Genomic DNA, 15,087 nt, shown 5'->3' with positions numbered 1-15,087 from the left:
GCCAGCCAGCCAGCCAGCCAGCCAGCCAGCCAGCCAGCCAGCCAGCCAGCCAGCCAGCCAGCCAGCCAGCCAGCCAGCCAGCCAGCCAGCCAGCCAGCCGGGCCGGCCCGGCGGTCCGGCGGATCCCCGACCGCTTGGCCGGCCGCACCTTGACAAGACCACAGGGAAGTCGGACCGCTCACCAATCACCCAGCTCGGCCGCGTACGGCGGCTCGGCCCCCGCCCGCGAGCAGGTGATCGCCGCCGCGCGTGCCGCGAACCGCAGCAACCGTGCCCAGCCCTCCGTCCCGAGGGCCGCAAGCGCCTGCGGAGACAGCGCGTCCTGGACGGACAGACCGTGCAGCAGGGCCGCGTTCACCGTGTCACCGGCGCCGATCGTGTCCACGACGTCGACCCTCTCACCCGGCACGGAAAGCTCTCCGCCGTTCCGGGTGAACACGGTCAGGCCCTCGCCGCCCCGGGTGACCACGACGGCCGACGGACCAGCGGCCAGCCACTCGCCGGGGCTGCCGCCCAGCCATGCGGCGTCCTCGGCGGAGAGCTTCAGCAGCGTGACCGAGGGCAGCCAGCTCTTGAAACGCGCCCTGTAGGCGTCCGCGTCCGGGATCAGGCCCGCCCGGACATTGGGGTCCAGCGCGGTGAACAGCCCCTGCCCGGCCGCCGTGCGCATCAGCTCCTCGTAGGCGCTCGCCCCAGGCTCCAGAACGAGCGAGCAGGTACCGAAGGACACCGCGCGTGTGCCGTCGGGAAGAGCGCTCGGGGCGGTGAACAGGCGGTCGGCGGTGCCGTCGACGTAGAAGGAGTAGGCGGCCGAACCGCCCGGGTCGATTGTCGCCACCGCGAGGGTCGTCGGCTCCGGTCCGCGCGCCACCCCCGACACGTCGACCCCGGCCCGCCGCAGCCCGTCGAGCAGGGCCTCACCGAAGGCGTCGGAGGACGCCCGGGAGCAGAAGGCGGTGCGGGAGCCGAGCCGGCCCAGGGCCACCGCGGTGTTGTACGGGCCGCCGCCGAGCGCCGGCTTCAGGTCCGCGAGGGCGCCGGGGCCCTGCGGTACCAGGTCGATCAGTGCCTCACCGGCGACGACGATCACGAGGCGGTTCCCTTCTCGGACAGTGCTGATGATGCGGCCGGCCCGGTCTCTTCGGTCCCGGCCGGTTCCTCCGGGCACCCGCACGAGGTGCGGTGCACGAACGTGCTCGGCAGCCGTACCGTCCGGGCGGCCCGGTCAGGCTCGGCCAGGCGGTCCAGAAGCACCCGGACCGCCGTGGCGCCCAGCTCCCTGCTGGGCTGGGCGACGGCGGTGAGCCGGGGCGAGAACAGATCGGCCCAGGCGAAGTCGTCGAAGCAGCACAGGGCGATGCCGTCCGGCACGGACAGACCGTGGCGGCGCAGGGCGCGCAGGGCGCCGATGGTCATCGCGTTGTTGGCGGTGACGAGTGCCGTCGGTGACTCGGGCAGGCGGAGCAGCGCGGCGGTGGCCCGTTCGGCGCCGGCGGACTCGGAATTGCCGGACACGACGAGCCGTTCGTCGTACCCGAGACCGGCGGCGGCCAGACCAGCCCTGTAGCCGTCGATGCGCTCACCGGTCGTACTGAGCCCGGGCAGACCCGCGACCAGGCCGATCCGGCGGTGGCCCAGCCCGGCGAGATGGGTGACCAGCCGGGCCATCGGTTCCGCGCTCTCGGCACAGACCTGGTCGAAGCGCGGCGAGCCCGCTCCAGCGGCGCCGCCCGTTCCGGTGCGCGCGTCCACTCCAGCGCGCGCGGCTGCCGCGCCGCCGGATCCCACTCCGCCGCCGGATCCCTCCGGACCGCCCGCTTCCGCACCGTCGGCCCCGGTCCCGCCCAGCACGGACGCGTCGATCACCCGGTCCAGGAACACCGTCGGAACGGCGTGACGGCGCAGATAGCCGACCAGGTCGTGCGGGCGCGCGGAGGGCGCGACGATCATGCCGTCCACCCGGCGTTCGTGAAGTAGCTGTACGACCGTGCGTTCGTGCCGGGGATCGTCGTGCGGATCGGCGATGAGCAGGCTGTACCCCGCTGCCACGGCGGCGGCCTCGACTCCCTGGAGGATTTCCGTGAAGTAGGGGTTGCTGATCGCCGACACCGCGAGGCCGATGGACCGGGTGCGGGAGGTCACCAGGGAGCGGGCCAGGGTGTTGGGCGTGTAGCCGAGGCTGTCGACGGCGTCCAGCACGGCTTGGCGGGTGTGCGGCAGCACGGGGCGCGTGCCGTTGAGTACGTGGGAGACGGTCGCCACGGAGACCCCGGCACACCGGGCGACGTCCGCCATGGTGGGCATGGTGCCTCCTCTCCGGGTCGGGCTGGACCGTGCGCTGCTCCGGCCGAGCCGACGGGTTGACTCCGGGCCTGCAGGCCGCCTCGCCGGGCCGACTGAGCGGCTCCGCGGGCCGCCAACAGCCTCCCGGCCGGGAAGGTATCTCATCCGCCGCTCCCGCGTAAACGCTTGCGCAAGCGTTTACGTGCGCGACCGTGCCCGGCAGGCCCGGCGCCGGGGGCGGCCTCCTGAGGCTGCCCCGAGGGGATGCCTTCCGAGGAGCGCCCCGAGGGGGTGCCTTCCGAGGAGCGCCCCGATGGTTGCCTTCCAGGGAGTGCCCCGAGGATGCCCCGAGGATGCCCCGAGGGCTGTTCCTCGGGCGCCGCACCCCTCGTCCCACGCTCAACCCCAGGTCGGCTCACCTCAATCCCCGGGGGCACCCCTCGGGGCCCGCGACACTTCGGATCGGCCCGGTCTCGCCCTGGACAGCCCTCGACCTGGGTCGCCCCCGGCCCCGTCCTCCGCCGCACCGGCCCCCTCTGCCCGGGTATCGTCGCCACGCACATCCCTTGACCCGTGGAGTCTCAGATGCCCGCCGGACCGTCCGCCAGCCGCCGCACCGTTCTCCGAGGGGCCGCCGTGGTGCCCGTCGCCGGGCTCGGCCTGGCCGCGTGCGCGGCTCCGGGCAACGGCGGCTCGGCCACTCCGACCGCGCCGGTCGACCTGGGTGCGGAGAAGGAGGTGCCGAACGGCGGCGCCAGGCTCTACAAGGACCACAACGTGGTGGTCAGCCGGGCCGAGGACGGCACCCTGCGGGCGTACAGCACGATCTGCACGCACGCGGGCTGCCCCATCAACAAGCTGCAGGGCACGACGCTGGTCTGTCCCTGCCACGGCAGCCAGTTCGACGCCATGACGGGCAAGGTGGTCCAGGCGCCGGCCACCGAGCCCTTGACCACGCTGTCGGTGAAGGCCGCGAACGGCAGGATCGTCGCCGGTCCGGCCACCTGAGCCGGTAAGCGGCACTGGTCCCGTCCCGCGCCGATCGCGACGCCGGGCCGCGGGCCCCGGACCGCGTGGGCGGACTCCCTCTCGGCGCGATCGGCACGATCGGCACACGGCACGCGCGGTCCACGCGGTCGAACGGCAGCCAGGAGCGACCCGCTCACCCCTCCCAGGCGATACCCACGATGCCGCTCACTCCCAGTCCCAGGCGATACCCACGACGCCGCTCACTCCCAGTCCCAGGCGATGCCCACGATGCCGGGCCGGATACGGGGCTCCACCAGGTGTGCGCAGTGGTGCGGCTCCCTGACGGACAGTTCCTGCCGGCCGCTGCGCGGGGCGGCCGGTGACTGCTGGGCGAAGCGGTGGCAGCGGGCGGGCAGCGCGGCCGCGTCGAAGCGCACCTGAAGGGCGTACTGCCCGCCGGGAAGGGCGAAGCGGTGCAGGTACTCGCGGGAGGCCCCGGCGGTCCGGTCGTCGATGCCGTACCGGAAGAGGAAGGTGTCGCCGGAGCGGAGCCGGGTGCCGAAGAGCAGCTCGGCCACCAGTACGCCGGAGTCCTGGTCCCAGCGGACACGGCCCGTGCGGCAGTTCTCCAGTGCCCGGACCCGCATGCCGAGCGGGTCGCTGCCGGGGTCGCCGTGGTGCACGGCGACGAAGCGGTCGACGCCGTCCCGGTGGGCCCGCACGATGTGGTGGGCCTCGCGGCCCGCCAGCTCGCGCCGGGCGCCGATCCGGACGCGCTCGTGGTGGCCGAGGGTGTGCAGGCCGTCGTCAGGGGGGCAGTCCAGTTCGGCCCGGAGCCGGTCCAGGATGTCCGAGGCCGCGACCAGGGAGCGGTACGAGCGGCCCGCCGGACGGTCGGACGCGGTGTGCTCGACGGACTCGGCGAGCAGCCGGATCAGCGATTCCTCCGGCAGCTGGAGTATCTCCTCCAGCGCCCGCACGGCGCGCAGCGACTCCGGGCGCTGCGGGCGTCGTGCACCCTGCTGCCAGTAACTCAGGCTGGTCACGCCCACCTTGACCCCGTGCCGCGACAGATGATGCTGGACGCGCTGGAGCGGCAGCCCGCGGGCGGCGATCGCGGCGCGCAGCGCCACGTGGAAGGGGCCGCCCCGCAGGGCCGAGCTCAGTTCCGCGGTGGGGAGGTCCGCGTGCTCTGTGGCGTGCCGCATGCCGAGGGGCCTTTCTGTGAGTGTCACTACGGCTGGTCAGACCGTCTGCGCGGGTGTGCGGGGCCACCCCCGTGGGCGCCGTGGACACCCGTGACCGCGCACACCGAACCCCGTCCGCGTGGGTGCACGGCCCCGAGTTCCCGTGCATTGAAGCGTGTTGACCAGACCCCGACAACACCTGTGACTCGGCCGCGGCGCACTCCTGGCCGGACCGTGTCCTCGGCGGCGCGGGTGACGAGCGCGGTCGGCCGGCCGGGTGCCGCACACGGGCCGCGACCCACCGTGACCCCGCGGGGCCCGTACGTGACAGCCCGGGGCCGTGCTGATGCGGGCGTCGTCCACAGGCCCGACGCGCTGTCGGCGCTCGCCAGTAGGGTGTGAGACATGGCCGATCCCTCCAGCTACCGCCCCAGGCCGGGTGAGATCCCGGACTCTCCGGGGGTGTACAGGTTCCGCGACGAGCACCGCCGGGTGATCTACGTCGGAAAGGCGAAAAGCCTCCGCCAGCGCCTGGCGAACTACTTCCAGGACCTGGCGGGCCTGCACCCGCGCACCCGGACGATGGTGACCACCGCCGCGTCCGTGGAGTGGACCGTCGTGTCCACGGAGGTCGAAGCGCTGCAGCTGGAGTACTCCTGGATCAAGGAGTACGACCCCCGGTTCAACGTCAAATACCGCGACGACAAGAGCTATCCGTACCTCGCGGTGACGATGAACGAGGAGTTCCCCCGCGTGCAGGTGATGCGCGGTCAGAAGAAGAAGGGCGTCCGGTACTTCGGGCCGTACCCGCACGCGTGGGCCATCCGGGACACCGTCGATCTGCTGCTGCGCGTCTTCCCGGTGCGCACCTGCTCGGCCGGCGTCTTCAGGAACGCCGCCCGTACCGGCCGCCCCTGCCTGCTCGGCTACATCGGCAAGTGCTCCGCCCCCTGCGTCGGCCGGATCAGCCCGGAGGAGCACCGGGAGCTGGCCGAGGAGTTCTGCGACTTCATGGCCGGCCGGACCGGCACCTACCTCCGCCGTCTGGAGAAGCAGATGATGGAGGCGGCCGACGAGATGGAGTACGAGCGGGCCGCCCGCCTGCGCGACGACGTCGAGGCCCTCAAGAAGGCCATGGAGAAGAACGCGGTCGTCCTCGCCGACGCCACGGACGCCGACCTCATCGCCGTCGCCGAGGACGAGCTGGAGGCGGCCGTGCAGATCTTCCACGTGCGCGGCGGCCGGGTGCGCGGCCAGCGCGGCTGGGTGACCGACAAGGTCGAGGACGTCACCACCGGCGCCCTGGTCGAGCACGCCCTGCAGCAGCTGTACGGCGAGGAGAGCGGGGACTCGGTGCCCAAGGAGGTCCTGGTCCCGGCGCTGCCCGAGCCGGTCGAGCCGGTCCAGGAGTGGCTGGCCGTCCGCCGCGGGGCGAACGTCTCGCTGCGCATCCCGCAGCGGGGCGACAAGAAGGCCCTCATGGAGACCGTGCAGCGCAACGCCCAGCAGGCCCTGGTACTGCACAAGACCAAGCGCGCCTCCGACCTGACCACGCGTTCACGCGCGCTGGAGGAGATCGCCGAGGCCCTCGACCTGGACAGCGCCCCGCTCCGGATCGAGTGCTACGACATCTCGCACCTCCAGGGGGACGACGTGGTCGCCTCCATGGTCGTCTTCGAGGACGGCCTGCAGCGCAAGGGTGAGTACCGGCGCTTCCAGATCAAGGGCTTCGCCGGGCAGGACGACGTCCGCTCCATGCACGAGGTGATCACCCGCCGCTTCAAGCGCTACCTCGCCGAGAAGCAGAGGACGGGGGAGTGGGCAGAGGGGGCCGAAGGGGCCGACACCGCGGACGGCCTCACGGAGGTCGGCGCCGCTGTCGCGGACGGACAGGGCGTCACCCGCGGCCAAGCGCTCACCGGCGGCCAGTCGGTGACCGGCGGCCCGGCAACCGGTGGCGGCCAGGCGGTCACCGGCGAGCAGGAGACCACCGAGCCCACCGAGACCACCGAGAAGCCCGGGATCAACCGCGAGGACGCCTTCGGCGCCCAGGGGATCACCGGCGGCCTCGAGGAGGACGCGGCCCCCGGCCGCGCCGACGCCGACGAGGACGTGGTCAGCCCCGCCGCGAACGCGGATCTCGGCCGCCCGGATGCCGACGAGGAGGTCGTCAGCTCCGGCGTGAACAGGACCCCCAGCCGCCCCGTCGGGGACGGAGACCTCGCAAGCACCGGCGAGGACGGCGTCGCCGGTGCGCTCAAGGACGAGGACGGGCGGCCCAAGAAGTTCGCCTATCCGCCTCAGCTCGTCGTCGTCGACGGCGGTCAGCCGCAGGTCGCGGCGGCCCAGCGCGCCCTGGAGGAGCTGGGTATCGACGACATCGCCGTCTGCGGGCTCGCCAAGCGCCTGGAGGAGGTCTGGGTGCCCGGCGAGGACGACCCGGTGATCCTGCCCCGCACCAGCGAGGGTCTCTATCTGCTCCAGCGGGTCCGTGACGAGGCCCACCGCTTCGCCATCACCTACCAGCGCACCAAGCGCGCCAAGCGCTTCCGGTCCAGCCCGCTGGACGACGTCCCCGGCCTCGGCGACACCCGCAAACAGGCGCTCATCAAGCATTTCGGCTCGGTGAAGAGGCTGCGGTCCGCCACAATCGAGCAGATCCAGGAAGTGCCCGGGATAGGCCGCAAGACGGCCGAGACGATCGCCGCGGCCCTCGCCCAGGCGGCCCCGGCCGCACCCGCCGTGAACACGGCGACCGGAGAGATCATTGAGGACGAGGAACCCGACACGACGGGGGGTTCCTCGGGGGAGCCCGTGACCGCGGGTCTCCCGGACGAACGACGGGGGCAGGAGACATGACCGAGCACGACGCACAGCCGGCAGCACGGCGAGATCAGACGCACGGTGACACGGGCCAGGACGCCCCGCCGCACGACGCCGGCCAGGACACGGGCCGGCCCCCTGGGCAGGACACCGGCCAGGGCGCGGGCCGGACCGCAGGCCAGGATGCCGGGCAGGGCGCAGGCCAGGCCGCCAGGCAGACCGCAGGGCAGGGCCAGGGCACAGGTCAGGACGACGGGGCACAGGTGAGTACGGGCAGCGACACGGCCGGGGCGCCGGAGGCGGTCATCCCGGAGCTGGTGATCATCTCCGGGATGTCCGGAGCGGGCCGGTCGACGGCCGCCAAGTGTCTGGAGGACCTCGGCTGGTTCGTCGTGGACAACCTCCCGCCCGCGCTCATCCCCACCATGGTGGAGCTGGGCGCCCGCTCCCAGGGCAACGTGGCGCGGATCGCGGTCGTGGTGGACGTGCGCGGCCGCCGTTTCTTCGACAACCTGCGCGAGTCCCTCGCCGATCTGGAGGCGAAGCACGTCACCCGCCGGATCGTCTTCCTGGAGTCCTCCGACGAGGCACTGGTGCGCCGCTTCGAGTCGGTGCGCCGCCCGCACCCTCTGCAGGGCGACGGCCGCATCGTGGACGGTATCGCCGCGGAGCGCGAGCTGCTGCGCGAGCTGCGCGGGGACGCCGACCTGGTGATCGACACCTCCAGCCTCAACGTGCACGAGCTGCGCGCCAAGATGGACGCCCAGTTCGCCGGCGAGGAGGAGCCCGAGCTTCGGGCCACGGTGATGTCCTTCGGCTTCAAGTACGGCCTGCCGGTCGACGCCGACCTCGTGGCGGACATGCGCTTCCTGCCCAACCCGCACTGGGTCCCGGAGCTGCGTCCGTACACCGGCCTGAACGAGGAGGTCGCGGCGTACGTCTTCAACCAGCCCGGCGCGAAGGAGTTCCTCGACCGGTACGCCGAGCTGCTGCGGTTGATCGCGGCCGGCTACCGCCGCGAGGGGAAGCGGTATGTGACCATCGCCATCGGCTGTACCGGCGGTAAGCACCGCTCGGTCGCCATGTCGGAGAAGCTCGCCGCGCGGCTCGCGGCCGAGGGCGTGGAGACGGTGGTCGTGCACCGGGACATGGGACGGGAATGACGGAACGTACACGGCGGCTGAGCAGACTGCGCCGGGTGGTGCCCGAAGGGCGGGCGGGCCGCGCCGCGGCCGAGGGCGGGACGGCAAGGCCCGCCGAGGCCCGTGGCGGGCGCGCCCGGCGCCGGGGCGCTCAGCCCAAGGTCGTCGCCCTCGGCGGCGGGATGGGGCTGTCCGCCTCGCTCGCCGCGCTGCGCCGGATCACCGGTGACCTCACCGCCGTCGTCACCGTGGCCGACGACGGCGGCTCCAGCGGCCGGCTGCGCGACGAGCTGGGTGTGCTGCCGCCCGGAGATCTGCGCAAGGCGCTGGCCGCGCTGTGCGGCGACGACGACTGGGGCCAGACCTGGTCCCGGGTCATCCAGCACCGCTTCACGTCCAAGGGCGACCTCCACGACCACGCGGTGGGAAACGTGCTGATCGTCGCCCTGTGGGAGCAGCTGGGCGACCACGTGCAGGCCCTCGACCTGGTGGGCAGGCTGCTCGGTGCGCACGGGCGGGTGCTGCCCATGTCGGCCGTGCCGCTGGAGCTGCAGGCCCTGGTCAAGGGGCACGATCCCGAACGCCCGGACGACGTGGACACCGTGCGCGGGCAGGCGACCGTCGCGCTCACGCCGGGCGAGGTGCAGTCGGTGCACCTCGTGCCCAACGACCCGCCGGCCGTCCCCGAGGCGGTCGCCGCGGTGCTGGACGCGGACTGGGTGGTGCTCGGTCCCGGGTCCTGGTTCTCCTCGGTGATCCCCCACCTTCTCGTGCCGGAGTTGCTGGACGCGCTGACCGGGACCAGGGCCCGCAAGGTCCTCTCCCTGAACCTCGCTCCCCAGCCGGGAGAAACAGAGGGCTTCTCCCCGCAACGTCATTTGGAGGTTTTGGGGCGACACGCCCCTAAACTCGCCCTGGACGTGGTGCTGGCCGACGAGGCCGCCGTGCCCGACCGTGACTTGCTCACCGAAGCCGCCAAGCGGCTGGGAGCGGCGGTCGAGCTGGCGCCGGTCGCCCGGACCGACGGAAGCCCCCGGCACGACCCGGAGCTGTTGGCCGCCGCGTACGACCGTATTTTTCGGATGCATGGAAGGATCGGCCCATGGCGATGACGGCAGCGGTGAAGGACGAGATCTCTCGGCTCCCCGTCACCCGGACCTGCTGCAGGAAGGCGGAGGTCTCCGCCATTCTGCGGTTCGCCGGCGGCCTCCACCTGGTGAGCGGGCGCATCGTGATCGAGGCGGAGCTGGACACCGCTATGGCGGCCCGCCGCCTCAAGCGGGACATCCTGGAGATCTTCGGCCACAGCTCCGAGCTGATCGTGATGGCGCCCGGCGGACTGCGCCGCGGTTCGCGGTACGTCGTGCGGGTCGTGGCGGGCGGTGACCAGCTGGCCCGCCAGACGGGCCTGGTGGACGGCCGTGGTCGGCCGATCCGCGGGCTGCCCCCGCAGGTGGTCTCCGGGGCGACCTGTGACGCGGAGGCGGCCTGGCGCGGGGCGTTCCTGGCGCACGGTTCGCTGACCGAGCCCGGCCGTTCCTCCTCCCTCGAGGTGACCTGCCCGGGCCCCGAGGCGGCGCTCGCGCTGGTCGGAGCCGCCCGCCGGCTGTCGATCGCCGCCAAGGCCCGCGAGGTGCGCGGGGTGGACCGGGTGGTCGTCCGTGACGGTGACGCGATCGGCGCGCTGCTGACCCGGCTCGGCGCGCACGAGTCCGTGCTGGCCTGGGAGGAGCGCCGGATGCGGCGCGAGGTGCGGGCCACCGCCAACCGGCTCGCCAACTTCGACGACGCCAACCTCCGCCGTTCGGCGCGCGCGGCCGTGGCCGCCGGTGCCCGGGTGCAGCGCGCCCTGGAGATCCTGGGCGAGGAGGTGCCCGAGCACCTCGCCGCCGCCGGTCGCCTGCGCATGGAGCACAAGCAGGCCTCGCTGGAGGAGCTGGGCGCGCTCGCCGACCCGCCGCTGACGAAGGACGCGGTGGCGGGCCGGATCCGCCGGCTGCTGGCGATGGCCGACAAGCGCGCCTCCGACCTGGGCATCCCGAGCACGGAGGCCAACCTCTCGGAGGAGCTCGCGGACAACCTGGCCGGCTGACCGCCCCGCTGACCGTCCCATGTCGACACGCCGGTGCCGATGGCCTTCTGGGCCTTCGGCACCGGTATGCCGCACCGGCCGAAGCTCGTTTCCGTGTCCATGACGCGCTCTTGACTCGATCAAGAAGTGACATGAGCCTGGCAACTTGTTCGCCGCTGCGGCGGACCACCGCTAGGGGGGTTCATGAGACACAGAGCGAGATCGATCCTCGCTGTCGGCGCGCTTCTGATCGGCGGAGCGAGCCTGGCACCCGTAGCCCAGGCACAGAGCGGAAACCCGGCGAAGCCCGACCCCGGTGAGGTCAAGGTCTTCCGTGCCGACGTCACGCGGCAGCAGGTACCCCTGCTCCTGAAGGCCGGACAGGACAGCCGTGAACTCGGCGAGCAGGTGAAGGCGGACGGCAGGACCGAGGTCGAGGTCTACCTCACCGACCGGCAGGCGGCGAACCTGCGCAAGCAGGGCGTCGACCTCACGGAGCACACCGTCCCGGCGAAGGCGAAGGCGCGTGCCGAGGACGCCGCGCAGGGCGTGTTCCGGCCGTACAGCGGGAGCGGCGGTCTCCAGGAGGAGATCCTGCGGACCGCCCGGGCCAATCCCGGCCTCACCAAGGTCGAGTCCATCGGCAGGACGGTGGAGGGCCAGGACATCCTGGCGCTCAAGCTGACCCGGAACGCGAAGAAGTCCAAGGACGGCTCGAAGCCCTCCGTGCTGTACATGTCCGACCAGCACGCGCGCGAGTGGATCACGCCGGAGATGACCCGGCGGCTGCTCCACTACTACCTGGACCACTACAGGACCGACCGGCGGGTCAGGAGGATCGTCGACTCGACCGAGCTGTGGTTCGTGCTCTCGGCCAACCCCGACGGCTACGACTACACCTTCCAGGCCCCCGGCAACCGGCTGTGGCGCAAGAACCTGCGCGACGTCAACGGCGACGGCGTCATCGGCACGGGCGACGGTGTCGACCTGAACCGCAACTTCGCCTACAAGTGGGGCTACGACGACGAGGGTTCGTCCCCCAACCCCACCAGCGAGACCTACCGCGGCGCGAGCCCCGCCTCCGAGCCGGAGACCAGGGCGCTGGACGCCTTCGAGAAGCGCGTCGACTTCTCCTACGGCATCAACTACCACTCGGCGGCCGAACTCCTCCTCTACGGCGTCGGCTGGCAGGTGGCCACCCCGACCCCGGACGACGTCCTCTACAAGGCGCTCGCCGGCACCCCGGAGAAGCCGGCGATCCCGGGCTACCACTCCCAGGTCTCCTCCGAGCTGTACACCACCAACGGCGAGGCGGACGGCCACGCCTCGAACGTCAACGGGATGGCGATGTTCACCCCCGAGATGTCGACCTGCCAGACCGCCTCGGACCTCGATCCGAACGACGCCTGGAAAGCCGGGGACTGCCAGTCGGTCTTCAACTTCCCCGACGACGAGAAGCTGATCCGTCAGGAGTTCGAGAAGAACGTCCCGTTCGCGCTCTCCGTCGCCGAGACCGCCGCGCACCCGGACAGGCCGGTCTCCTCCGTCGGCCTGAGCGCCGCCGACTTCACCCCGGCCGCCTTCACCACGTCGTACTCGCGGGGCGCGGACCAGGAGGTCTCCGTCGTCGTCCGCAAGGCGATCCGGGACAAGGAGCTCAAGTACCGCGTGAACGGCGGCCGTACGCTCGACCAGCGGCTCAGGCACTGGAACGGCGGCCGGGTCTACGGCGGTGAGGACGACCTCTACTTCGACGAATACCGGGCCAGGGTGCGGGACGGCGAGCCGGGCGACAAGGTCGAGGTGTGGTTCACCGGCGAGACGGAGGCCGGCAAGAAGGTCTCCAGCACCCACTTCACCTACACGGTCGCCGAGCGGCCCAGGGCGGACACCCTCGTGGTCGCCGAGGAGGGCGCGGCCGCCACACAGGCGCAGACGTACGTGGACGCGCTGAAGGCGGCGGGGCACCGGGCGATCGTGTGGGACGTGGCCACCCAGGGCGTGCCCGACGCGCTCGGCGTGCTCAGGCACTTCCGGACGGTCGTGCACTACTCCGGTGTCAAGGGCCCGGGCAACCCCACCCAGCTCCAGCTGCGCGCCTACCTCAACGAGGGCGGCGGATTGATCGAGGCCGGGGAACTGGCCGGCGGCAGCGTCGACCTCGGCGACGGCACCCTGTCGAACGACTTCAGCCAGTACTACCTCGGCGCCTACAGCCGTACGTCGACCAAGGGCGCCACCGGACTGACCGGCTCCGGCGCGCTGGACGGCTTCGCCGGCGCCCTCGGCGACGCGCCCGGCAACCCGCTGGACAAGGCCGGTACCTACGGCGTCACCTCCGAGGAACTGCCGGTCTCCGCCTACCCGCAGTTCGCCAGTGCCGGCGCGGGCCGGTTCGCCGGGACCGTCAACCCCTACGGGCCGTACGCCGGATCCGGAATGGCCGCCGCCGTGCACACCGACGACTCCTACAAGCGGCTGACCCGCACGATCGACCTCACCGGAGTCGGGGCCGCCGCCAAGCCGGCCCTGAGCACCCGGCTGTTGTGGGACACCGAACCCGGCTACGACCACGCGGTGGTCGAGGCGCACACCGTGGGCGCCGACGACTGGACGACCCTGCCGGAGACCTCCGGAGCCACGAAGACGGCCGTACCGGCCGAGTGCGGGGCCGGGTTCCTGATCGCCGAGCACCCCTGGCTCGAGCACTATCTGACGCTGGCGGACCACGCGTGCACCGCGACCGGCACCACCGGTTCCTGGAACAGCCTCACCGGCAGTTCCGCCGGATGGCAGCACGTCGCCTTCGACCTGAGCGCCTACGCCGGGAAGTCGGTCGAGGTCTCGATCAGCTACGTCACCGATCCCGGCAGCGGCGGACACGGCGTCCTCGCCGACGACGCCTCGCTGGTCGTCGGCGGCGCGGCGAAGGAGACCGAGGGCTTCGAGACGTCCCTCGGCGCCTGGCGGGCGGCCGGCCCGCCCGCGGGCAGCCCGGCCGCCCTGAAGGACTGGGCGCGCACGGGGACCCTTTTCCAGACGTACGGAGCGGTCTCCACGGACGACACGGTGCTGCTGGGCTTCGGTCTGGAACAGGTGCCGTCGGCGGCCGATCGGGCGGCCTTGTTGAGAAAGGCGTTCGCCTCTCTCGACAGGTGAGCGGAACCCCCTCTCAACGGTGCGGAAAAGGGGTAGTCGACAGGTGAGCCGACCCGCTCACGAACGAGTGAAAACGCCATCAACAACGGGCGGCATTCCGTAACAAATAAGGGTGAAGCCGCTGCCGATCCCTGGTGGTCCGTACCCCTACTGACGGGTACGGACCGCCTGCCCTCTATGCGGCATCTCGATGTCACTCCGGGGGCCTCGGAGAGGTAGGGTCGGTGGTGGTCGGGGACATCCCAAATACAGCTCGCCGGCACCGCGTGGCCGGCGTACCAACGAGGAGATCGGTTCGTGACGATCCGCGTAGGCATCAACGGCTTCGGCCGCATCGGCCGTAACTACTTCCGCGCGCTGCTCGAGCAGGGTGCAGAGATCGAGGTTGTGGCTGTCAACGACCTGGGTGACACGGCGACCACCGCCCACCTGCTGAAGTACGACACGATCCTGGGCCGCCTCAAGCAGGAGGTCACGCACACCGCCGACACGATCACCGTCGACGGTCACACCATCAAGGTGCTCTCGGAGCGCAACCCGGCCGAGATCCCCTGGGGCGAGCTGGGCGTCGACATCGTCATCGAGTCGACCGGCATCTTCACCAAGAAGGAAGACGCCGCCAAGCACATCGCGGGCGGCGCCAAGAAGGTCCTCATCTCGGCTCCGGCCAAGGACGAGGACATCACCATCGTGATGGGCGTCAACCAGGACAAGTACGACCCGGCGCAGCACCACGTCATCTCCAACGCCTCCTGCACCACCAACTGCGTGGCCCCGATGGCGAAGGTCCTCGACGAGAACTTCGGCATCGTCAGGGGTCTGATGACCACGGTGCACGCGTACACGAACGACCAGCGCATCCTGGACTTCCCGCACAAGGACCTGCGCCGCGCCCGTGCCGCCGCCGAGAACATCATCCCGACCACCACGGGTGCCGCCAAGGCCACCGCCCTGGTCCTCCCGCAGCTCAAGGGCAAGCTGGACGGCATCGCGATGCGCGTCCCGGTCCCGACCGGCTCGGCCACCGACCTGGTCGTGACGCTCCAGCGCGAGGTCACCAAGGACGAGGTCAACGCCGCGTTCAAGAAGGCGTCCGAGGACGGTGACCTCAAGGGCTACCTGTCCTACACCGAGGACCCGATCGTCTCCTCGGACATCGTCGGCGACCCGGCCTCCTGCACCTTCGACTCCTCCCTGACCATGGTCCAGGAGGGCAACTCGGTGAAGATCCTCGGCTGGTACGACAACGAGTGGGGCTACTCCAACCGCCTCGTCGACCTCACGGTCTTCGTCGGCAACCAGCTCTGATCGCCGCAGCAGGATCTTGAAGTGAGAGCAGGGCCCGGGCAGCCGCCCCGCGCCCCCGCCCGGCGCGGGCGGGAAAGGGGGGGCCACCCCCCATATAAAAAGAAGGAACAAACCGCCTCCACAACAATAAACACCCACAAAAAAA

The 15,087-nt window shown here is 71.8% G+C and carries 9 protein-coding genes and 1 pseudogene; 7 read left to right on the top strand and 3 right to left on the bottom strand.

The features are described from left to right. Nucleotides 1–178 precede the first annotated feature (178 nt). Both ABVB68_RS36185 and ABVB68_RS36180 read right to left on the bottom strand, forming a co-directional pair. Entirely contained in the window at nucleotides 179–1,090 is a 912-nt protein-coding gene (locus ABVB68_RS36185) for a carbohydrate kinase family protein (protein ID WP_353605468.1), read from the bottom strand. Further along, on the bottom strand, nucleotides 1,087–2,304 hold the full coding sequence (locus ABVB68_RS36180) for a LacI family DNA-binding transcriptional regulator (protein WP_353605467.1): 1,218 nt from the start codon (nucleotides 2,302–2,304) through the stop codon (nucleotides 1,087–1,089). The genes ABVB68_RS36185 and ABVB68_RS36180 overlap by 4 nt, the downstream gene beginning before the upstream one ends. 564 nt (nucleotides 2,305–2,868) lie before the next feature. On the opposite strand from ABVB68_RS36180, the gene ABVB68_RS36175 reads away from it, so the two are divergent. Next, nucleotides 2,869–3,291 (top strand): Rieske (2Fe-2S) protein, encoded by a 423-nt coding sequence (locus tag ABVB68_RS36175; protein ID WP_353605466.1) that lies wholly within the window; start codon nucleotides 2,869–2,871, stop codon nucleotides 3,289–3,291. A 221-nt stretch (nucleotides 3,292–3,512) separates the two neighbouring features. Here ABVB68_RS36175 and ABVB68_RS36170 read toward each other — a convergent pair whose 3' ends face one another. Continuing rightward, nucleotides 3,513–4,460 (bottom strand): hypothetical protein, encoded by a 948-nt coding sequence (locus ABVB68_RS36170; RefSeq protein ID WP_353605465.1) that lies wholly within the window; start codon nucleotides 4,458–4,460, stop codon nucleotides 3,513–3,515. A 384-nt stretch (nucleotides 4,461–4,844) separates the two neighbouring features. On the opposite strand from ABVB68_RS36170, the pseudogene uvrC reads away from it, so the two are divergent. The 6 genes and pseudogenes from uvrC to gap all read left to right on the top strand — a co-directional run. Next, nucleotides 4,845–7,298, top strand: a pseudogene (uvrC, locus tag ABVB68_RS36165) (excinuclease ABC subunit UvrC); the annotation flags it as partial. Further along, complete coding sequence (gene rapZ / locus ABVB68_RS36160) at nucleotides 7,295–8,425, top strand: RNase adapter RapZ (RefSeq protein ID WP_353605463.1); 1,131 nt, start codon at nucleotides 7,295–7,297, stop codon at nucleotides 8,423–8,425. The pseudogene uvrC and the gene rapZ, both read left to right, overlap by 4 nt. After that, nucleotides 8,422–9,516: a gluconeogenesis factor YvcK family protein gene (locus ABVB68_RS36155; protein ID WP_353605462.1), complete on the top strand. Its 1,095-nt coding sequence runs from the start codon at nucleotides 8,422–8,424 to the stop codon at nucleotides 9,514–9,516. Before rapZ ends, ABVB68_RS36155 begins: the two co-directional genes overlap by 4 nt. Beyond that, entirely contained in the window at nucleotides 9,507–10,496 is a 990-nt protein-coding gene (gene whiA, locus ABVB68_RS36150) for a DNA-binding protein WhiA (RefSeq protein ID WP_030809753.1), read from the top strand. Before ABVB68_RS36155 ends, whiA begins: the two co-directional genes overlap by 10 nt. Nucleotides 10,497–10,679: 183 nt before the next feature. Then, nucleotides 10,680–13,634, top strand: coding sequence for a M14 family metallopeptidase (locus ABVB68_RS36145; protein ID WP_353605461.1), 2,955 nt, complete (start codon nucleotides 10,680–10,682; stop codon nucleotides 13,632–13,634). 297 nt (nucleotides 13,635–13,931) lie between these two features. Continuing rightward, nucleotides 13,932–14,942: a type I glyceraldehyde-3-phosphate dehydrogenase gene (gene gap, locus ABVB68_RS36140; RefSeq protein WP_353605460.1), complete on the top strand. Its 1,011-nt coding sequence runs from the start codon at nucleotides 13,932–13,934 to the stop codon at nucleotides 14,940–14,942. The last annotated feature ends 145 nt before the right edge of the window (nucleotides 14,943–15,087 follow it).

It is taken from the genome of Streptomyces sp. NPDC096012, assembly GCF_040426375.1.
GTDB lineage: Bacteria > Actinomycetota > Actinomycetes > Streptomycetales > Streptomycetaceae > Streptomyces.
Note: the sequence above shows the minus strand (reverse complement) of the source record. Positions and strands in the feature narration are given on the sequence as shown.

Coding starts and splice junctions, on each gene's coding strand:
- ABVB68_RS36155 (WP_353605462.1), top strand. CDS start 8,422: ATGACGGAACGTACACGGCGGCTGAGCAGACTGCGCCGGGTGGTGCCC.
- ABVB68_RS36175 (WP_353605466.1), top strand. CDS start 2,869: ATGCCCGCCGGACCGTCCGCCAGCCGCCGCACCGTTCTCCGAGGGGCC.
- ABVB68_RS36180 (WP_353605467.1), bottom strand. CDS start 2,304: ATGCCCACCATGGCGGACGTCGCCCGGTGTGCCGGGGTCTCCGTGGCG.
- rapZ (WP_353605463.1), top strand. CDS start 7,295: ATGACCGAGCACGACGCACAGCCGGCAGCACGGCGAGATCAGACGCAC.
- ABVB68_RS36145 (WP_353605461.1), top strand. CDS start 10,680: ATGAGACACAGAGCGAGATCGATCCTCGCTGTCGGCGCGCTTCTGATC.
- whiA (WP_030809753.1), top strand. CDS start 9,507: ATGGCGATGACGGCAGCGGTGAAGGACGAGATCTCTCGGCTCCCCGTC.
- ABVB68_RS36170 (WP_353605465.1), bottom strand. CDS start 4,460: ATGCGGCACGCCACAGAGCACGCGGACCTCCCCACCGCGGAACTGAGC.